We start from the raw sequence: 21,368 nt of genomic DNA, 5'->3' as shown, positions 1-21,368 counted from the left end.
ATTGTTGCCTTAGCGTTTTAAAGCGTTTTCAAAAAACTATAGATAATCATCTTTTTTATATAATGAATAGAATCATAATGACCCTTTTCCTACATGCAAGTCCCCCTTTCAAAGGTTTAATAAAACTTAGCATTGTGGTTATCTGTACCCAATACTGTCAGAAATTTTCATTGAAGTATGGAGCAAGTTTTCCACAATTCGTTCTTTATTTTTTAACATTCTTTCTTTAGGACCTGCTACGCTAATTGCGGCCTGAATCGTACATTCTACTCCATATATAGGAGCAGCCAGACAATATAACCCCTCTTCATTCTCTTCATCATCAATGGCATAGCCAAGACTTGCGAACATTTCCAGTTGCACTTTGAGAGATGTTTTGTCAGTTATCGTCTTTGGTGTAATAGGCTGCAATATTAGGTTTCTGATAATTTCCTCCCGTTGCTTATCCGAGAGAAAGGTTAAGAAGGCTTTTCCTAATCCCGTGCAATACAATGGCTTGCTTTTTCCTGGTTCCGCTGTTGTACGAATGGATCGATTGCTGTTGATCTTCGCCACATAGATAAGTTCAGAATCTGATAAAACAGCCATAAAGACAGTTTCCTGTACCTCTTCCATTAGTTTTTTTAGAAAAGGCAAGCCTTGGGCAGCAACATCGAGACAATTCATCGCTATGCTTCCAAGGGGTATAAGCTTTGGTCCAAGCCTATACTTTTTTGAATAATCGACCGTCAAATAGTTTGCTTGAAATAATGTCTCAATCAAACCTGATGTACTGCTTTGCGGAAAAACAAGTGTCTCGCTTATTTCTTTGATTGTTAATCCCTCTGGGTGCTGTGCAAGCAACTCAAACACTTTTAACACGCGTTCTGCCGATTTAACAGCCATCTCCAATCCTCCTCGGAATCACATATGTGATTTTGAATCATGTATGTGATTTCAATACCCATATTACTACAGGTTGTAAACCCTTACAACACATTTTTTTCTGATAAACTAAAAAATCTGCAAATTTTCAAAAAACGTTGCAGATTTCAACATAATTTCGGTTCAGTTTGCCTTATTTTTTTATTTTCCTTTTAGGGCGGGAAAAAAACTGCAAAATTTTAAACGGGATATAGCCCAAAATTCCGCCACAGGTGTTTAGGATCAAATCATCCACATCGAAGCTGCCAAATTCGAACACCAACTGCAGTATTTCATAGGATAGACTTAAACTGAACGCGGCTAGCATGACGGTTCTAAGTTTTTGAAACTTTTTTGCCAAGAGTGGTAAGATAAAGCCAAGCGGGATAAAGCCAACCACGTTTCCAGCTAGATTCTTCACCCGAATATCGAAATTGACATCGGCTATATACAAATAGAAATTAATGGTTTTAAAGGGAACAAAATTGTTTGAGCGCCAGTGGTATCCGTCATAGGTGAAATTAAAATGATTGATAATCTGAGATAGCGGGATATATTTAAATAATACGAGTTTTGTAAGAATGGCTAGATAAAGGCAAAGTACTAAAAACAAAAATAGTTTTTTTATTAGGTTCATGTTTTTTGCTGCTCCATTTAATTAATAAACTAACCATATCATATTTTAAAAATCATCGGGTTTTTATACAAGAAATATTTCACTGGAGGTTTTTGGATGGCTGAACATCGATTTTTATTAAAAGCAAACTGGCCTGGGCTTCGGAATGATGTAGGTGAAATTGAAACTGCAAACCTGAAAACAAAGGTATCCATCCCGCCGGAAATGGATGGCCCGGGGGTCGGAACGAACCCAGATGAAATGCTGCTGGGTGCAGCTGCAACTTGCTATATCATCACGCTTGCCGCCATGATGCAGCGAAGCGGGCTTGATAAGGCGGGTTTAACGATGGAATCGGAAGGGATTGTCGATGTGACCAATGGGGTTATTACCTATAAAAAAATTATTCATAAACCACTTATCGTTTTGAAAGCGGATGCTGCCGAAAAGGATTTTACATTAGCACACAGGCTTGCCAAGAAGGCGGAGACCTCCTGTATGATCAGCAGGGCGGTGCAGGGGAATGTGGAGATTAAGCTCCACGCTGTGGTGGAAGCGGCAAACTAAAAGGGGCCTTGTTGGCCCCTATTTTAATGGTAAAACTCAATGTGGTTTATTCCTTTAATAGTCATGATTCGCCCCCCTTCTAAATATTACCACGATTTTACTTTTGGATATAAAAAAACCCATGGCACCTTTATTCCATGAGCTGATTAGCTTTATTTTCTTTTAAATAACTTTGAAAAAAGTCCTTTCTTCTTATTTTGCTTTGGAATCACAATTTCCTTTTTTGTAAGGTAAATTTCTTCTTTATCAATAGCATGATTCATTGCTAAAACTAAGCCGATGTCGGTGTCATGCTCCTTGTTGGTGACAATAGTGTGGCCAATCTTGTGTTTGGATGCGACTTTTACATATTTGGATAATTGGTCGTAACCCATATTTCCGTTTAGAAAAAGATGGGCACTGGGATATTTCTTCATTAACTGCCCTACTTGAGGGTACACTTCGGTTTCAGCTACCTGTTTTTTCGTAAGAGCGACAATAATTCGTTCGCGTAAAGATCCTAAAAATTTCCGTCTTTCCTCAGGCTTGGTTTCAATCGTTCCATAGATGCCTTGCTGCAAGACCTCGTCAACGGTAGGCTTTTTCAAAAAGAATCAACTCCATTTAAAAGGCTAATTACTATGTATGATTTCTGTATAGAAAACGTTCCAATCTCAGCATCTCTGAGAGTAAATGATGGCCATCCGCGAGTATTTTCACTTTATCCGAAAGTATTCCGGTCCTATCCGAGAGTAATTTGCGGTTACGAGAGTAAATTACGGTTATCCGAGAGTATTCCCGCGTTATCCGAGAGTAAACATACCTTATCCGAGAGTAACCCCCGCCCCAGCCACAAAGAAAAAACCCCTCCCCCCATTAAGGAGGGAAGGATTCACGTCCGATCACTATATTATTTAGAACCAGTAAACTGCTCTTCCTCAGTAGAACCTTTCAACGCAGTAGTGGAAGAAGTACCGCCGGAGATTACCATAGATACTTGGTCGAAGTAACCAGTACCAACTTCGCGCTGGTGACGAGTAGCAGTGTAGCCGTATTGCTCGCTGGCGAACTCAGCCTGCTGCAGGACAGAGTAAGCGGCCATGCCGTTTTCTTTGTAACCGCGGGCAAGTTCGAACATGCTGTGGTTTAGAGCATGGAAGCCTGCAAGTGTAACGAATTGGAACTTGTAACCCATTTTGCCAAGCTCTTGTTGGAACTTTGCAATCGTTTCATCGTCAAGCTTCTTCTTCCAGTTGAAGGAAGGTGAGCAGTTGTAGGCAAGCAGTTTGCCAGGGAACTTCTCATGGATTGCCTCTGCAAAGCGGCGTGCTTCTTCAAGGTTTGGCTCGGAAGTTTCGCACCAGATTAGGTCGGCATATGGAGCGTAAGCCAATCCGCGGCTGATTGCTTGGTCAAGACCTGCTTTTGTACGGAAGAAGCCTTCAGCTGTACGTTCGCCAGTAATAAACTCAGCATCGTTTTCATCGATATCGCTTGTGATTAAGTCTGCAGCGTTAGCATCTGTACGGGCAACCAGCACAGTTGGAACGCCCATAACGTCAGCTGCTAAACGGGCAGCAATCAGGTTGCGAACCGCAGTTTGTGTAGGAAGCAATACTTTACCGCCTAAGTGGCCGCATTTTTTCTCAGAAGAAAGCTGGTCTTCGAAGTGAACGCCGGCAGCACCTGCTTCAATCATGCCTTTCATTAGTTCGAAGCAGTTTAGCTGGCCGCCGAAGCCTGCTTCAGCGTCAGCCACGATTGGAGCGAACCAATCGATCGAATTGTCGCCTTCTCCATGAGTGATCTGGTCAGCGCGCTGAAGTGCTTGGTTGATACGCTTAACAACAGCCGGAACGCTGTTTGCAGGGTATAAACTTTGGTCAGGGTACATGTTACCGGAAAGGTTAGCGTCTGCAGCAACCTGCCAGCCGCTTAAGTAGATAGCCTTAAGCCCAGCTTTAACCTGCTGAACCGCTTGGTTACCAGTTAAAGCGCCAAGAGCGTTGATATAATCTTCTTCGTTTACTAGTTTCCAAAGCTTTTCAGCACCTTTGCGTGCTAATGTATGTTCAATATCGATAGAACCGCGAAGTTTGATCACATCCTCTGCAGTATATGGACGTGTAATCCCCTTCCAACGTGCATCCATTTCCCAGCTTTCTTGTAATTGCGCTACTCTTGCATCAGTCATTTTAAAATCCTCCTATCAACCTATTAAAGTATTTTTTAAAAATATATTTTTGAAGAGTTAAAAACTCTCAAATCCCTATAGTTGTTGGTAACCTGGAATCGTTAAGAAATCTGCAAAATCGTCATTTAAGATTAAGTTGTCAAACAGGTTAACGGCTTCGTCGAACCGCCCGTTCAAGTAGGCTTGGTCCCCAATTTCCCGCTTGATTTTCGTAAGTTCCTCGGCCTTTAGCTGTTCATATAATTCGGAAGTTAACTTCCGGTTGTCTTTTAAGACGCCCTTTGGATGACGGATCCACTGCCACAGCTGGGCCCGTGAAATTTCGGCGGTTGCCGCATCCTCCATTAAATTATGAATCGGTGCTGCACCGCGGCCTGAAAGCCAGGAAGCCACATATTGAATACCAACATTGATGTTGGTACGGACACCTTCCTCAGTAATCGTACCCGTTGGCACTTCCAATAAATCACTAGCTGTAATGGTAATCTTCTGCTGTTTCATCGTATGGATTTGGTTTGGAGTCGGCATTTCGCGGTTGAAAACCTCCATCGCCACCGGAACAAGTCCAGGGTGGGCAACCCACGTCCCATCGTGACCGTCCCGTGCCTCGCGCTCTTTGTCAGCGCGAACCTTGGCAAATGCCTCTTCGTTTGCCTTGGGGTTATCCTTGATTGGAATCTGTGCTGCCATTCCCCCTATTGCCGGTGCCTTGCGGCGGTGGCAGGTTTGAATCGTAAGTAAGGAGTACGAACGCATGAACGGCACTGTCATCGCCACCTGCGAACGATCCGGTAAAATAACATCATCTTGGTTACGTAGTTTTTTCAAATAGCTAAAAATATAATCCCATCTTCCGCAGTTTAATCCGGCTGAGTGTTCCCTTAATTCATAAAGAATCTCTTCCATTTCAAAAGCTGCCAGGATGGTTTCAATTAACACAGTTGCTTTGATGGTGCCTTGGGCAATCCCGAGCCTTTCCTGTGCGTATACAAATACGTCATTCCAAAGCCGTGCTTCCAAGTGGCTTTCAAGCTTTGGCAGGTAAAAGTAAGGACCGGTTCCTCTTGCCAGCAGTTCCTTTACGTTATGGAAAAAATACAATCCAAAATCGAAAAAGCTTCCTGAAATGGTTCTGCCGTCTAATAACACATGTCTTTCCTCGAGATGAAGTCCGCGGGGTCTGACAATTAGTACAGCTGTTTTTTCATTCAGTTCGTATTTTTTTCCGTCTGGATTTTCAAAGTTAATCGTCCGATTAACGGCATCCCGTAAGTTAATTTGCCCTTCAACGAGGTTCCCCCATGTTGGTGACGTGGCATCCTCGAAATCAGCCATGAACAATTTGGCTCCGGAGTTTAAGGCATTGATGACCATTTTTCGGTCAGTCGGCCCGGTAATCTCCACCCTGCGGTCCTGAAGGTCATGAGGCAGTGGTGCAATCCTCCAGTCACCATTTCTGATGTGCTTTGTCTCAGGGAGGAAAGCAGGAAGCTTGCCGTTATTAATTTCCTCTTGGCGTTCCTGTCTGGACTGTAACAGTTCAGCCCGCCTTGGGCCAAATTTGGTTTCAAGTTCTTCAATAAATTTCAAAGCATCTGGCGTTAAAATACCGTCGTATTGGGCTTTCAAGGCCCCAACCACTTCCATCCCCCTTGTTTGCGTCGACACGAACTTGATCACCTCTTTGTTATAATACAGTAACTATCCTCGTTTTGTATTATATAACACACTTTCGGAAAATGGAACTACTTTTCTGAAAAATTTTAAAAAATAGGTAAAATTCCCCTGCACAGATAAAAAAACCCTTGATATTACTAGATTCTTAACACAATAAAAAAAGCAGATACCTCTTACTCAGGTAGCTGCTTTAAATCATTTGTTCATATAAACTCTGAAACATCTCATCCCAGTCGCCGCTGTTCAAAAATTCCGGGCTGACGATGGCTGTTAACAATTTTCTTTTTAAATCCGCATCCTCAACATTTTTCAAAATCCATTGCCGTTTTGAAAAAAGAAATTCTAGATAATCCTCGTACCGGGAGTCAAACTGCTGCTCAAGCTGCTTGCGGATCTGTTTCGCAAGGATTGGGCTTGCTCCTCCTGTGGACACCGCAATGCTTAAGCGGCCTCGCTTCAGATGGGAAGGCAGATGGAAATCAGACTCCTCCGGATTGTCCGCAATGGATACAAGCTGATGCTCCGCTGCTTCTTCCTTCACCAGATTGTTGGTGTGTGGGTCATTCGTGGCTGCTATGATGAGAAACGCTTCCTGGATATCCGACTTGGCAAACGACTTTTGCTTCCAGGTTATTTTTCCTTCGCGGGCCAAATGTTGTATAACAGGCGTACTTTCCGGGCTAATGACGGTAATGGCTGCTCCAGTTTCCAGCAAGCCTTTTACCTTCCGCTCAGCTACCTTGCCGCCGCCGGCCACGACTACCTTTTTTCCTTCAAGCTTAAGCATAATTGGGTAATAACCGTTCATACTGCCCCTCCATTACCTATTGGCAGGAGTCTTTTCCGGCCAAGGACCAGTTAAATACTCGACTAGCGCCTCTTTAGTGGCCTTTTTTGGCATACCGCTACCCAAGAGACCTAGTTTTGCCACTTCGCCCATCGTTTGTTTGCCCATTCCGACAACTTGGACATTTTTCAAAAAGGCTTCTGTTTCGATGCCGAATTTTTGCAAAGCTGTTATAAATGGCTCAACAGATGCGCTCGAAGGGAAAACGACTGTATTTACATCCGCATCGTCCATCATTCTTTTAAAAATTGAAAAGAACTGTTCATCTACTTTTTTGTCGCTTGTTTTCCAAAAATCAGCGTTTTCATATTTTTGTACCTGGGCCCTGCCATCTCCAACTACAAGCATTTTTCCCCCATCGGACATTTCATCGATCAAGCCTGGAACGAATCCTCGTTCTTTTAAGGCATTGATGGTTTTGATAGAAAAACCGAAAAGGTCTGCTGTAATTTTCCGAATATCCACCCCATGATTCTTTAACGTTGTGAAAAATTCTTCGATACTCTCAGGCGATGTGAATAAGATTTTTTGATAACTGGATATAGTACCCATAATCTCTTCGTTGACAGGTGCTGCGATTCTTTTCCACCTTGGAAATTCTATTACGTCCGCGCCTTGGCGCATCAGTTCCTTCGCTAACTCGCTCTCGCCTTCACTCGTGCGCGCCAGAAGAATCTGCCGGCCATGTAATGGCTTTTTCTCAAACCAGCTTATTTTTTCACGGAGAGATGCGACATATCCTACCAAAATAATCGCCGGATTGCTAAACTTCGCCTCTTCAGCCTTGGCGGCAATATCAGCCAATGTTCCCTGCAAGGTCTTCTGACGGCCGAAGGTGCCCCATTGGATTAAAATCACTGGGGTTTCTGCTGGCTTCCCGTGGGCAATCAAGTTCTCACAAATGTATGGCAAGTTTCGGACTCCCATGTAAAAAGCGATTGTATCCATCCCGCGGGCAAGGCTTGCCCAGTCAAGGAGCGGCTTGCCTTCCTGTGATTTATCATGGGCCGTTACGACCGTAAATGATTCCGCATGTTCGCGATGGGTAACAGGGATTCCGGCATAAAGAGGGGCAGCCATTCCTGATGTGATACCTGGGACAATTTCAAATGGTATTTGGTGGTTCGCCAAGGCTTCCGCTTCCTCGCCAACCCGGCCGAATACACCCGGGTCGCCGCCTTTAAGCCTAACTACTGTTTTACCTTCCAATGCTTTAGCCACCAAGACGTCATTTATATTTTCTTGCCGTAAAAAATGGCGGTCCGGCAATTTCCCCCCGTAAATCAGTTCACAATTGTCCGGAGCAAACTCCAAAAGCTTCGGGTTGGCCAGCCGGTCATATAGAATAACCTCTGCCTGCTTGATGGCTTCAAGCCCTTTCACAGTAATTAGTCCAACGTCCCCCGGTCCTGCTCCTACTAAAAAAACTTTTCCAGTTCCCATCGTGCAGCATCCTTCCGTGTTTTCCTTCTATAATACGACAAATATAATATCTTTTTCTATTTCTATGTTAAATATTTTGACATAGCCGGTATCCGGAGCCTGTGCAAGCCCGTCTTTTAAGGAGATTTTCCAATCATAGACAGGGCAAAAAACATAATCGCCACTGACAAGCCCTTCCGAAAGGACACCGCCCTTCGGATGTGGACTGCGGTTTTCCAAGGCATAAACATTGCCATTAGATGTTTTAAAGAGGACAATTTCCTTGTCATCGATTTTAATGGAATAACCAGCTCTAGCTTTTAGGTTTGAATAGTTTGCAACAGGTATACGAGTTATTGTTTGCAGCATTTTGCTTCACTCCCCGACCCTAATGGTATGTTTGGTATAATATTTCTCTTGAATCTCTTCACTATGAATGGCTTCATCCCATGGCTCGATATATTTTTTCAAAGTTTTGTCCATCCGTTCGTTTAAGGCTTTGCGTGTTTCCTCGTTTGCCAGGACCCCTTGGATATGCTCCAAGCCTAGGCGCTCTAACCATTTGGAAGTACGTTCCAGATAGTTTGCTGTCTCACGATAGTATTGCAGATAGGCCCCGGTCATTTCCATAACCTCTTCCTTAGTTTTCACAGTACATAACAGATCTCCGGCACGCAGGTCGACCCCTCCGTTGCCGCCGACATAGATTTCCCAGCCGCCATCGATGCCGACGAAACCGATATCCTTGATTCCTGCTTCAGAGCAGTTTCTTGGGCACGCAGATACCCCCATCTTCACTTTGTGCGGCGTATCAAGACGCTCAAATTTCTTTTCAAGCTCTATGCCAAGTGCCATTGAGTCCTGTGTACCATAGCGGCAGAATTGGGCACCGACGCAGGTTTTGACGGTGCGAAGCGTTTTTCCGTAAGCATACCCTGATGGCATATTAAGCTCTTCCCAAATGCTTGGCAGGTCTTCTTTTTTGATGCCAAACAAGCCAATCCGCTGGCCCCCGGTTAGTTTTACTAATGGAACATTGTATTTCTCGGCCACTTTGGCAATTTTTATTAAATCCTGTGGTGTTGTCACCCCGCCGTACATTCGCGGCACAACGGAATAGGTTCCGTCCTTTTGGATATTGGCGTGCATTTTTTCGTTAACAAGGCGGGAATCGCGGTCATCCTTATACTCGTCCATGTGAATCATGCCGAGGTAATAGTTGATGGCCGGGCGGCATTTGGTACAGCCTTCCTCGTTGTTCCATCCTAAAACGTTCATGACTTCTTTGACACTTGTTAAGCCCTTTGCCTTGATTTTTTCAACCAATTCCTCCCGGCTTAAGGTTGTACAACCGCAAATGCTTGTTTTCTGAGCTGCAGATGCGTCGAATTGGTCGCCGAGTGTATGTTCTAGTATACTTGCGACCATTGGTTTACAGCGTCCGCATGAGCGGCCGGCATTTGTGCAATGGCTGACTTGGTCAAGCGTGGTCAGTCCTTGTGTTTTGATCGCCTCGACAATGGCTCCTTTGGTAACGCCATTACAGCCGCACACCAGTTCATCGTTTGGCATGGAGGCAATGTCATCACCGGAGGTGCCGCTTACACTGCATTCTGACTGAAGAATCGATACGCTGGTTATGCCGCTGATGTCTTCCTGTTTCGTCAGCATCCGGAACAGTTTTGTACTGTCTTTTGTATCACCGTAAAGGACAATCCCGACAATCTTGTTATCTCTTATTAGAATCCGTTTATAAATGCGGTCATATTCGTTGTAGACCATGATTGATTTCGTTGTACCGTCTTCAAAAATTTCCCCCGCTGAGAAAAGGTCAACCCCAGCCACCTTAAGCTGCGTACCTGTTACTGAACCTTTATATGGCGCCGCTTCGAAACCGCTGATGCGATTCGCCAGGACTTTCCCTTGTTCGTACAATGGCGCAACTAAACCATAGACAATTTCCCTGTGTTCGGCACATTCTCCGACTGCGTAAATGTGGGGAACGCCGGTCTCCATAAAGTCATTTACGACAATGCCTCTGTTTACATAGATGCCGCTGTTTTTTGCCAATTCTGTGTTTGATTTGATGCCTATTGCCATGACGATTAGGTCGGCTTCTACTTCTGAACCATCTTTAAAGCGGAGTCCGGTTACCCGCTCATCTCCAAGGATTTCGACGGTTTCCTTTTCCATTAAAAAGTTCATACCTTGGGCTTCTAGTTCTGCTTTAAGCATAGATGCTGCAATATGGTCCAGTTGTCGTTCCATTAGCGACGGCATTAAGTGAACGACATCCACTTTCATTCCTAGGTTTAGCAGGCCTCTTGCAGCTTCAAGGCCAAGCAGACCGCCGCCGATAACAACAGCTTTTTTGTATTCCTTTGATGATTTGATCATCATTTCACAATCATGGATATCACGAAAACCGGTCACACCCTGTTTATCCGCACCTGGAATTGGCAGAATAAAAGACTTGGATCCTGTTGCGATAATTAATTCATCGTACTCCACTTCACGGCCTTGGTCACTGATGACCCGTTTGGCTTCTGCGTCAATTTTTACAATAGCTTCGCCGGTATATAATTGAATATTGTTTTCTTTGTACCAATCCAACGGGTTGATAATGATTTCATCGAAGCTAGTATCGCCTTGGAGAATATTTGAGAGCTTAATTCTGTTATAGTTTGGATGCGGTTCTTCTCCAAAAATGGTGATTTCAAAATGTTCAGGTGCAAGTTTAAGGATTTCTTCGATTGTCCTTACTCCAGCCATTCCGTTACCGATCATTACTAATTTTTTCATTTTGGGTCGCTCCCTATATGTTTTGTTTAGTTATTTTTAATGGTTAATAAGGTTTCATTTATAGTTAAATTGTAAACTCCTGTCTTTTGAAAATTTGTGAGGTTCGTCACAATCCGTTATTGTTTGTGAATAGTTTCACATTATTGTCATAAACATGTTTCTTTATGGATAATATTTGAGCATATTAGTTACGTCGGTTGAGCGGTTTTATCCTTTAGACACCTCTATTGGACATTTTACTGTTTGGGCTTGGCGGTTTTGTCCTTTAGGCGCCTTCTATTGGACTTTTTACCGATTTGGCTTAGCGGTTTTATCCTTTAGACGCCTTCTATTGGACATTTTACTGCTTGGGCTTGGCCGTTTTGTCCTTTAGACGCCTTCTATTGGACATTTTACTGCTTGGGCTTGGCCGTTTTGTCCTTTAGGCGCCTTCTATTGGACATTTTACTGCTTGGGCTTGGCCGTTTTGTCCTTTAGACGCCTTCTATTGGACATTTTACCGATTAGGCTTGGCGGTTTTGTCCTTTGGGTACCTGTCTTTTATAAGATCAATGAAACTTATCCTTCATTACACAAAAAACCCCCTTCCCATAAAGGGAAGAGGATCCTATTCATGTTAATACAATTCCGACGTCGTTTTACCTTGCATATGAAGAAGCAAGTAGTCAGGGCCGCCGGCTTTAGAGTCGGTTCCGGACATGTTGAAGCCGCCGAATGGCTGGTAGCCGACAATGGCACCCGTACAGCCGCGGTTGAAGTAAAGATTACCGACATGGAAGTCCTCACGTGCCTGCTCCATATGGGCACGGTTTTTAGTAATAACCGCTCCAGTTAAGCCATATTCAGTATTGTTGGCTATCTCAAGCGCTTCGTTGAAATCCTTCGCTTTTGAGAAACCCACCACAGGTCCGAAAATTTCCTCTTGCATGATGCGGGACTTCGGATCTAAATCGGCAAATATAGTTGGCTTGATGAAGTAACCTTTGGAGCTATCTCCTTCGCCGCCAGTCATCAATTTGCCTTCTGACTTACCGATTTCAACGTATTCCATGATTTTCTTGAAAGCATTATTATCAATAACAGGGCCCATGAAAGTATCTTGTTCAGATGGCTCGCCAACTTTTATTTGGTTAGTCAATTCCACGACGCGATTCAATACTTGATCATATACATCCTCAACAATAACGGCCCGAGAACATGCAGAACACTTCTGACCGGAGAATCCGAATGCCGATGCCATGATGGATTGTGCAGCCAATTCAAGATCTGCTTCACTGTCCACAACAATCGTATCCTTACCGCCCATCTCGGCAATTAATCGCTTCATCCAAAGCTGTCCTTCGCTGATTTTGGAAGAGCGGTCGAAAATGCGCAGGCCGACATCGCGGGAACCAGTGAAGCTGATGAAACGAGTATCCTTATGGTCAACTAAGTAGTCGCCAACCTCAGCGCCGCTGCCTGGAACGAAGTTTAGCACACCCTTTGGCAGTCCTGCTTCTTCCATTACTTCCGCAAATTTAGCTGCAATAATTGGCGTAGTGGAAGCAGGCTTCAGCAAGACCGTGTTGCCAGAAACAATCGCGGCAACGGTAGTACCAGCCATGATCGCAAAGGGGAAATTCCATGGTGAGATGATAATGCCTACACCAAGCGGAATATAATCATAACGGTTAAATTCATTTGGACGGCTCTGAACAGGCACACCATTTTTTAAGACAAGCATTTGCCGGCCATAGAATTCTAAAAAGTCAATTCCTTCGGCTGTGTCCGCATCTGCTTCTCTCCAAGGCTTACCCGCTTCTTTCGTCATCAAGGCAGAGAACTCGTGCTTGCGGCGGCGGATAATCGCAGCCGCTTTAAAAAGTACATCTGCTCGGACTTCCGGCTTGGTTTTTCTCCATGTTTTAAATGCCTCAACAGCTGCCTGCATCGCTTTTTCTGCAAGCTCTTTATTGGCCTTTGACACACTGCCGACTACTTCTTCTTTGTTGGCGGGATTATAGGAAACAATTTTTTCCTCGGTAGTCACTTTTTCACCGCCGATGATTAAGGGATAATCCTGTCCTAAATAGCCTTCAACTGTTTTTAAGGCTTGAAGATAGGCTTGGCGGTTTTCTTCCACAGTAAAATCTGTTAATGGCTCATGTTTATATGGTTGTACCATGCTAAAACCCCTCCTATGTAATCAACCGTTTAATCCTTGCGGAAAAAATAATAGGTTGTCTAAAATACCTGAAAACCCCCTCATTCGGGAGGCGGCGAATTTCGCAGATAAACAATCCTATTTTGCCTCGAAAACTAGAATGTTAACCAAAAAAGACCCGGCCGCTATAGCGGCCGAATCTTATTGGTAAATATACACAAATGGTTCATTTTCATTGGCTTTACGGACAATCAGTGCTTCAGGGCCGTCCACGGAGGTCACGTTTACTGATACCGAAATGTATTCAGGAAAATGCTCCATGACCAATCCTGTGACATATTGGGTAAATCCAATTCCCTCTGTCTTTCCGTAAAATTGAATTGGAATCGTGATATCTAAATTTTGCAGCTGATCGCCGACGTAAAACGCCCGGCCAATCACGCCGTTGAAGTTTGGAAAATATTCTTCAACATCCTGTTTAAAGTTTAAAAAGGCGATTGTATCATCGCGGTGTGCTTCCTGGGCATCACTGGATGGGAATAAATAATATTTTTCGTCGACTTTTTCCCATGAGTTTAAACTTGAGCTGCCTTTATCAACTGTTGTATAGGCAATGAAATTTCCTGGCACAACAGAAGATTTGCTTTGCTGGGCGAATAATGCAATCGTGATTGGAACGTCGCTTACATTTTTCATGGTCCTAATTCGTTTGATCATTTCTTCCGCTATTTTCTTTCCTTCGCGTTCCATGTCTGCAAAGTCAATATGCTGCTCTTTTTCAACAGTACCGCTATCGACTTGAACCTTGTAATAGTAGGTTGTATTAAGGGCAAGGCCAATGGTAATTCCGCCAAGTGAAACGTTACCTTTATCATCTTTTGTTAAATAATCATGCTCCAAAATATGGGCTAAATAAATCGGACTGCTCGGTTCCCCCGGCGGGCCTGTATCGACAGGGTTTAATCCGATATTATCAGCTGCCTTCAGGCTTTTTGCCTTTAGCTGTTCCTCTGTATATTGTCGGCTCAGCAATTGTCTTACCGTTTTTTCCTTGATTTCCTGTCCTTCACGGAAATAATATTTATCGGTATCAAAGCTATTTTGGGCTATACGCATTAAACCCATTTCGAACTCGTTCAAATCATATCTTGTATTGATATTATTGACGACCAATCCGCGGGCCTGCCCCGGCTCAAATGGCAGAATGGTCCGGTAATATTTATCTGAAATATTATATTTCGGAATAATCGCCTTCCCTTTATCCTTCTCCTTTGTTTGCACTTCTTCATTTTGCTTTTGAAAAGTAGGTGCGCAGGCACTCAGCAAAAAGACAAGGGAAAGCGCGAGCAATGAGAGTTTTCTCAAAACTGACACCTCTTACTTATTTAATTCTTCAAGGAGCTTCTCTTCATCCCACACTTCAATTCCCAGTTCCTGTGCTTTTGCGAGCTTGGAGCCTGCATCTTCACCAGCAATGACCAAGTGGGTTTTCTTGCTTACACTTCCCGCCACATTTCCGCCTAACGCCTCAATCTTTTCTTTTGCTTCATTTCTCGATAAGCGTTCCAGTTTGCCGGTTAATACCACCGTTTTGCCGGCAAAAATAGAATTGGATTCCTCGGCGGATACCTTTCTTACCCCTTTAAACTCCATGTTCACTCCAAAAGAAGCTAATTCCTGAATCAGTTCGGTTGCCTCTTCCTGTTCGAAAAAGCTGACGATGGAATCAGCCATTTTATCACCGATTTCATTGATGGCTATCAGATCTTCTTTGGAAGCAGACGCTAATCTTTCCATTGCCCCAAATTCCTGGGCCAAAGTTTTTGCCGCTTTTGCCCCGACATGACGGATGCCAAGCCCGAAAAGCAGTTTTTCCAGCGAGTTTTCCTTAGAGGCTTCAATCGCTTTTAACAGATTGGAAACCGACTTATCTCCCATTCTTTCAAGGGCAATAAGCTGGTCATAGGATAGCTTGTAAATATCAGCCACATCGCTGATTAATTTTTCGGCAAACAGCTGGCTGATGACCTTTTCCCCAAGGCCATCAATGTTCATCGCATCCCGTGAAACGAAATGGATTAAACCTTCACGGATTTGCGCCGGGCATTTCGGATTAATGCAGCGAAGGGCCACTTCACCCTCTAATCGGACTAGTTCGCTTTCACATTCCGGACAGTGTGTCGGCATATGAAAATCGACCTCTTCTCCCGTGCGTTGATCAGCCAAAACATTGACGACTTCCGGGATAATGTCGCCGGCTTTTTTAATGACGACCTTGTCGCCAATTTTGATATCCTTCTCTCGAATTAGATCCTCATTATGCAAGGAAGCACGCTGCACAGTGGTACCAGCCACTTTAACCGGTTCTAAAATAGCTGTAGGTGTAATAACCCCGGTGCGGCCGACGCTTAATTCAATATCCTTCAAAGTCGTTACAACTTCTTCAGCCGGGAACTTATATGCTATTGCCCAGCGCGGGCTTTTAGCAGTCGTTCCAAGAGCAGCCTGCTGCTCTAAGGAGTCAATCTTAATAACGATCCCGTCTATTTCATAAGGCAGATGCGGGCGCTTTTCCACCCAGCTGTTTACAAAGTCAATTACCTCATCAATCTTGACGCACTTTCTCCGCTCTTTATTCGTTTTAAACCCAAGTTTGTCCAAGTAATCTAAGCCTTCGCTATGCGAGACGACGCCAAGGTCCCCTGGATTTCCAATTCCGTATAAAAAGATATCCAGTCTCCGGGAAGCCGCCATTTTCGTGTCAAGCTGGCGGAGTGAGCCTGCCGCCGCATTTCTTGGGTTGGCAAAGAGCTCCTCCCCCCGCTCTTTCCTTGCCTCATTCAGCGCTTCAAAGGAACGCTTCGGCATAAAGGCCTCACCGCGGACCTCCAAGGACACAGATTCTGTGAGGCGGAGCGGAATGGATTTAATTGTTCTTAGATTTGCCGTTATATCTTCGCCAATTGTACCATCACCGCGGGTAGCCCCTTGGATAAACAAACCGTCTTCGTAACGTAAAGAAACTGCAAGGCCGTCAATCTTTAATTCGCAGACATATGAAAAGTCATCCCCTACAGCCTGACGGGTGCGGCGGTCAAAGTCTCTTAAGTCCTGTTCGTTAAAAGCGTTGCCCAAGCTCAGCATCGGTGTTCGATGCTCGACTTTTTCAAAAACATCGAGAACCTCTCCGCCAACCCTTACAGACGGAGAGTCAGGTGTTTTTAATTGGGGGAACTTTTCTTCAAGCTCCAATAGCTCCTGCATTAATCGGTCATATTCAGCATCTGGTATGGATGGTTTGTCTAAGACATAGTATTCATAACCGTATTGATTTAATAGCGTCCGCACTTCGGATATTTTTTGTTCAGCGGTTTGAAGGTCCATATATCCAACCCTTTCCTCATCTAATTGCAGCAAGTTCCCCAATAAAAATGAGGAAACCTATTTTTCACTTACTTTAAGACGATTTTTCAGGAAAAATTGTTACACTTTTTTGATCGGTGCAAATTTGGCAAGCAGGCGTTTGATGCCAGTTGGACTTGGGAAAGCAATATCGAGTTCGGTGCCTTCTCCCTGTCCTTTCACACTGACAACGGTCCCAATGCCCCATTTTCCATGTTCAGCTTTGTCGCCAACCTTCCAGTCAGCTCCCTCACCGCCGGAAGCAGCTGAAACCGGGCGCATAACTGGCTTACGTGGAGAGGCAGGAGTGCCAAATGTACTCCTGCCGGTTCCTGAAGCCCCGGCTGATTCGAAGGAAGAACGTGACCCTCCAAAGGAAGAACGGCTCGAGCCAAATGAACTGCCGCTCGATGAAAAAGAAGAACCTCTTGAGCCAAACGGCGAATTTCGTCTTTCCGGTTCAAAGACTTCCAAAAGGTCTTCGGGAATTTCACTAATAAACCTAGACGCTGGATTCATATTAGTCCGTCCAAACAGGGTTCTCATTTGGGCATTTGTAAGGAACAGATTTTGCTCTGCTCTTGTGATTCCTACATAGGCAAGACGGCGTTCCTCCTCCATTTCCACCTCTTCCATCAAGGAGCGGCTGTGCGGGAAAACCCCTTCTTCCATACCAATTAAGAATACAATGGGGAACTCGAGTCCTTTTGCGGAATGCAAGGTCATCAAAACAACTGAGTCTGCCTTTTCCCCGTCATCATCCATGGAATCAATGTCGGCAACAAGAGCTAAATCAGTTAAAAAGGCAACAAGGGTTTTATCATCATTTGTTTCTTCAAAATTTTTCGTAACAGATAACAATTCCTCAAGGTTCTCCAAGCGGCTTTGCGCTTCTATGGATTTTTCTGCCTTTAGCATTTCGCTATAGCCGGTTTTATCGAGGACTTCTTCCACTAATTCAGTTACGGATAGAAACTCCTGCATATTCGTATAATTTTTGATTAAATCGCGGAATTCTGCTGCCGCTTTTGTTATTTTTGGGCTTAAACCAATTAAATCAATGGAGTCAAGCGCTTGAAAAATCGACAGATCATGCATTGCGGCAAAATCAATAATTTTATCAAGCGAGCTTGAACCGATACCGCGTTTCGGAACATTGATTACTCGCTGCAGGCTGATGTCATCATCTGGATTGGAGATTAATCGCAAATAGGCAAGCATATCCTTGATTTCTTTTCGATCATAGAACTTCGTACCGCCGACAATGGCATAACCGATGTTTGATTTAAGCAGGACTTCTTCCATTACACGGGACTGGGCGTTCGTACGGTACAAAATGGCGATGTCCGAAAGCTTGTACTTCCCATCGCGGGTCAGTTCCTTAATTCTGCCTGTAACAAACTGTGCTTCGCCCTGCTCGCTGTCGGCACGGTAATAAACAATTTTGTTTCCTTCAGGATTTTCCGTCCATAAATTTTTCGCCTTACGGTTAAAGTTCTTTTCAATCACTTTATTGGCTGCCAGAAGAATCCTTTTGGTAGAGCGGTAGTTTTGTTCAAGAAGAATGACTGTAGCGTTTGGATAATCTTTTTCAAAGGAAAGGATGTTGGCAATATCCGCACCTCTCCAGCGGTAAATGGACTGGTCGGAGTCGCCGACAACACAAAGGTTTTTAAAGCGGTTTGCCAGCAGTTTGACCAGTAAATATTGCGCTTTGTTCGTATCTTGATACTCATCCACGTGAATATACTGGAACTTGCGCTGGTAGTACTCCAATACTTCCGGCACACGCTGGAACAATTGAATCGTCTTCATGATCAGGTCATCAAAGTCCAGGGCCTGATTTTTCCGGAGGCGTTTCTGGTATTCTTCGTAAACATCGCTGACAACCTGTTCGAAATAGCCCCCAGCAGTTTTTGCATATTCTTCCGGGTCGATGAGTTCGTTTTTAGCAGAGCTGATGGAACCCAAAATCGCCCGCGGATCAAATTTCTTTGGATCAATATTCTTTTCCTTTAATATCCCTTTAATGACGGATTGCTGGTCGCTTGAATCCAAAATCGTAAAATTTCGGTTAAACCCGATGCGGTCGATGTCACGGCGTAAAATGCGGACACACATCGAGTGAAAGGTAGAAATCCAAATTTCTTCTGCAGCGCCGCCCATCATTTTCGCAATCCGTTCTTTCATCTCCCGGGCAGCTTTGTTCGTAAATGTAATAGCCAAAATATTATAGGGATTAACCCGTTTTTCCACAATTAAATAAGCAATTCGATGCGTTAACACTCTCGTCTTGCCGCTTCCGGCCCCGGCCATGATCAACAGCGGTCCGTCCGTGGCTTTTACAGCCTTTTGCTGCTCCGGGTTCAAGCCGTTTATCAATTTATCAGTTAAATATTGCAATCTATCCACCACCAAATACAAACATTTGTTCTTGTTTTTATCATAACGGAATCTGTGTCCTTAAGCAAATTTTATCGGACACTCTTCACGGTTTCTAATGCTAAGTCAAAGTTATCATAAATAGCGTTTCCTACTACAATTACATCCGCGTGCTTGGCCATTTCTGCAGCCTGTTCAGGAGTTGAAATGCCGCCGCCATAAAACAGCTTCGTGTTATTAAGCACCTTTTTCACGTCAGCAACCAATTGCAAGTCGCCGTATTTGCCACTGTATTCTAAATAAAAAATGGGCAGATTAAACATTTTTTCCGCCATCATCGCATAGCCCTTTACATCATCAATGGTCAATTGTGCATTGGCGGAGGAAAGTTGAGCTGCTTTGCAATCGCTATTAAGGATGCAGTAGCCCTCCATGACTATTTCTCCCCAATCCATAATTTCACCAAACTCCTTCACCGCTTGATGATGAAGGCCGGTAATCCATTTTGTATCGGTACTATTTAGGACGGTTGGGATAAAATAAAGATCGAAGCCGGGGGTTACGGTTTCGATGTTTGATATTTCAAGTACACAGGGCACAGTATAGCGACGGATCCTAGCCATCAAATCAAGAACATTTTCAAGCGTAACTCCGTCCGTTCCGCCGACAATCACGGCATCCGTACCAGATTCGCAAATTTTTTCAAGTTGTTCGTCCAATATTTCTTTATTTGGGTCGAGTTTGAACACGTGGCGCCACGTGTGAACATCATACATCTATTAAGCCCCCCAATTCATAATTCCATTAAACCATTATAGCACTAGAGCATTCGATACAAAAACAATACAATGAAACTATTTTTGGAAAATATCGGTATGGTAAATGGAAACTCGCCGATGGCGAGTCCGATAGGACGAAGACAGAGGCGTAGTTGAATTTATACTTTCCTATTAGCTAAAAAGAAAAAACCGGAGAGACTTTCTACTCCGGTTTTTTGATATTTAGGTTATGCCTGGCTGTTTTCTTCCTTGATCCGCTCTAAGACCATTTCATAGGTGTCGTTTCCAAAGTTCAAGCATCGTTTTACGCGTGAAATGGTAGCTGTGCTTGCTCCAGTTTCCGATTCAATTTTGTGGTACGTGTTTCCTTCACGGAGCATTCTAGCTACATCCAGGCGCTGGGCTAAAGCCTGAATTTCGTTAATCGTACATAAGTCATCAAAAAAACGATAGCATTCCTCCAGGTCCTTCAACGAAAGAACGGCTTTAAACAATTGGTCAAGCTCTTTACCACGTAGTTTATTAATTTGCATATAATTTCCCCTTTACCGTATAAATCATTGTACATCAAATGAGACGCTTTGAGAAAGGCCTGGTTTAGCCGGCACTACATTGACCCATGTTTTTCCTGGAACGAGGGGAACCTCTTGGCCCTCCTTCACCGGAACAATTCGTCCGTCTTTGTTCGCCCAATTCACTTCGTTTACTTTTCCCATTTGCAGCAGGTAGGCTTTTCCTCCGGATTTTAAATCCACTTTCAGGTGGCCTGCCGAATCATAAACCTGGTGAACTGCTTCAATGATAAAAATATTATCCAATAGGACTGGCTCATTATTTTCTAAATCCACGGTCTGTTCACCGCCAGAAAAGCGTTTGTACTTGCTAGACTGGGGATCAAACGTAAAAGTCGAATCAGAGATGCCTCCTCTTGAGTAGGAAATCATCACAGATTTTTCTTCATTTCCTGTGACCTTACTCTTTTCGTCCTCTTTTAAAAATGTAAAGCTTGGTGGTGTTTTATCCATCGTATAGTGCTTTTGTTCAACACCCTTTAAAATGTTTTCGTACGTAATGTACGAGTTATGCGGTGCTTTGCGGGCACTGGACCGCTTAAACAATGTACCATCATATTGCATTCCATTTAAGTTATCAACATAGTTGCTCTCAAGCATCTGCCTTGCTTCTTCACTGTACCCATGGGCGATATAAAGAGCGTTTAGACCTTTGGCCAGATCAATATAATAGGCTCGTGAACTTCTTACCGGACCTATATTTGCCGGCTTTTCACTTTGAAAGACAGCTAAGAAACGGGTCATATCCCCTTCTGCAATAAGTTCATAGACAATATCCGCCTTAGACAAGCCTGATTGCGGCCTAGCCTTTGGGTGATTATTAATCATGACTGCGACTGCTCTTCCATCTGTTTTCGTTTCTGATTTTACGCCAGTAAGAGGAAAATAGTAGGCGACTTCTTCCTTCTTTTCTTCTTTTTCCACTACCTTGTCAACCACTTTTTCTTTTGGTTCCAGTGGTTTTACCGTTTCTTCTTTCTTACTGCATCCGGAGAACAGTAAAAGAAGCGCTGCTGCTGCAACAGCCCATTTTTTCATCCAGTCAACACCCCTGTTTCCTCTCCATACATCCAATCACTTTCG

The 21,368-nt window shown here is 43.9% G+C and carries 17 protein-coding genes; 1 reads left to right on the top strand and 16 read right to left on the bottom strand.

What is annotated here, in order from left to right; all coding sequences use genetic code 11:
* Positions 1–138: 138 nt before the first annotated feature.
* Positions 139–885 carry an IclR family transcriptional regulator gene (locus ACFPA1_RS27465; protein ID WP_213147762.1) on the bottom strand — a complete coding sequence of 249 codons (747 nt, stop codon included), beginning with the start codon at positions 883–885 and terminating at the stop codon, positions 139–141.
* A gap of 172 nt (positions 886–1,057) precedes the next feature.
* A complete protein-coding gene (locus tag ACFPA1_RS27460) occupies positions 1,058–1,540 on the bottom strand; it encodes a VanZ family protein (protein ID WP_378587975.1) in 483 nt (160 codons plus the stop codon).
* Positions 1,541–1,636: 96 nt separating this feature from the next.
* Between ACFPA1_RS27460 and ACFPA1_RS27455 the strand changes: the two genes are divergently transcribed.
* The gene (locus tag ACFPA1_RS27455; protein WP_378587972.1) at positions 1,637–2,086 is read left to right on the top strand and encodes an OsmC family protein; all 450 of its coding nucleotides are present in this window, start codon (positions 1,637–1,639) and stop codon (positions 2,084–2,086) included.
* A 152-nt stretch (positions 2,087–2,238) separates the two neighbouring features.
* Here ACFPA1_RS27455 and ACFPA1_RS27450 read toward each other — a convergent pair whose 3' ends face one another.
* The 14 genes from ACFPA1_RS27450 to ACFPA1_RS27385 all read right to left on the bottom strand — a co-directional run bounded on the left by ACFPA1_RS27450 (position 2,239) and on the right by ACFPA1_RS27385 (position 21,323).
* Entirely contained in the window at positions 2,239–2,673 is a 435-nt protein-coding gene (locus ACFPA1_RS27450) for a YueI family protein (RefSeq protein WP_213147766.1), read from the bottom strand.
* 302 nt (positions 2,674–2,975) lie between these two features.
* Entirely contained in the window at positions 2,976–4,259 is a 1,284-nt protein-coding gene (gene aceA, locus ACFPA1_RS27445) for an isocitrate lyase (RefSeq protein ID WP_213147767.1), read from the bottom strand.
* Between the two features lie 75 nt (positions 4,260–4,334).
* Positions 4,335–5,927 (bottom strand): malate synthase A, encoded by a 1,593-nt coding sequence (gene aceB / locus ACFPA1_RS27440; protein WP_378587968.1) that lies wholly within the window; start codon positions 5,925–5,927, stop codon positions 4,335–4,337.
* A 199-nt stretch (positions 5,928–6,126) separates the two neighbouring features.
* A complete protein-coding gene (locus tag ACFPA1_RS27435; protein ID WP_378587965.1) occupies positions 6,127–6,744 on the bottom strand; it encodes an NAD(P)-binding protein in 618 nt (205 codons plus the stop codon).
* Positions 6,745–6,756: 12 nt separating this feature from the next.
* A complete protein-coding gene (cobA, locus tag ACFPA1_RS27430; RefSeq protein WP_378587962.1) occupies positions 6,757–8,226 on the bottom strand; it encodes a uroporphyrinogen-III C-methyltransferase in 1,470 nt (489 codons plus the stop codon).
* A gap of 27 nt (positions 8,227–8,253) precedes the next feature.
* On the bottom strand, positions 8,254–8,574 hold the full coding sequence (gene nirD / locus ACFPA1_RS27425) for a nitrite reductase small subunit NirD (protein ID WP_378587959.1): 321 nt from the start codon (positions 8,572–8,574) through the stop codon (positions 8,254–8,256).
* Between the two features lie 6 nt (positions 8,575–8,580).
* Positions 8,581–11,007: a nitrite reductase large subunit NirB gene (nirB, locus tag ACFPA1_RS27420; protein ID WP_378587956.1), complete on the bottom strand. Its 2,427-nt coding sequence runs from the start codon at positions 11,005–11,007 to the stop codon at positions 8,581–8,583.
* A gap of 616 nt (positions 11,008–11,623) precedes the next feature.
* A complete protein-coding gene (pruA, locus tag ACFPA1_RS27415; RefSeq protein WP_378587953.1) occupies positions 11,624–13,171 on the bottom strand; it encodes an L-glutamate gamma-semialdehyde dehydrogenase in 1,548 nt (515 codons plus the stop codon).
* A 180-nt stretch (positions 13,172–13,351) separates the two neighbouring features.
* Positions 13,352–14,515, bottom strand: coding sequence for a CamS family sex pheromone protein (locus ACFPA1_RS27410; RefSeq protein ID WP_213147774.1), 1,164 nt, complete (start codon positions 14,513–14,515; stop codon positions 13,352–13,354).
* A gap of 12 nt (positions 14,516–14,527) precedes the next feature.
* Positions 14,528–16,534: an NAD-dependent DNA ligase LigA gene (gene ligA / locus ACFPA1_RS27405; protein WP_378587950.1), complete on the bottom strand. Its 2,007-nt coding sequence runs from the start codon at positions 16,532–16,534 to the stop codon at positions 14,528–14,530.
* 99 nt (positions 16,535–16,633) lie between these two features.
* Positions 16,634–18,955 (bottom strand): DNA helicase PcrA, encoded by a 2,322-nt coding sequence (gene pcrA / locus ACFPA1_RS27400; RefSeq protein WP_378587947.1) that lies wholly within the window; start codon positions 18,953–18,955, stop codon positions 16,634–16,636.
* A gap of 71 nt (positions 18,956–19,026) precedes the next feature.
* The gene (locus ACFPA1_RS27395) at positions 19,027–19,710 is read right to left on the bottom strand and encodes a heptaprenylglyceryl phosphate synthase (protein WP_378587944.1); all 684 of its coding nucleotides are present in this window, start codon (positions 19,708–19,710) and stop codon (positions 19,027–19,029) included.
* Between the two features lie 230 nt (positions 19,711–19,940).
* A complete protein-coding gene (locus tag ACFPA1_RS27390; RefSeq protein ID WP_213147778.1) occupies positions 19,941–20,246 on the bottom strand; it encodes a YerC/YecD family TrpR-related protein in 306 nt (101 codons plus the stop codon).
* A 24-nt stretch (positions 20,247–20,270) separates the two neighbouring features.
* Positions 20,271–21,323, bottom strand: a complete 1,053-nt coding sequence (locus ACFPA1_RS27385; RefSeq protein ID WP_378587941.1) for a DUF3048 domain-containing protein — start codon at positions 21,321–21,323, stop codon at positions 20,271–20,273.
* Positions 21,324–21,368: the final 45 nt, after the last annotated feature.

The organism is Neobacillus sp. GCM10023253, assembly GCF_042653105.1.
GTDB classification, from domain to species: Bacteria; Bacillota; Bacilli; order Bacillales; family Cytobacillaceae; genus Neobacillus; species Neobacillus citreus.
This window is presented reverse-complemented; position numbering and strand designations above follow the sequence as displayed.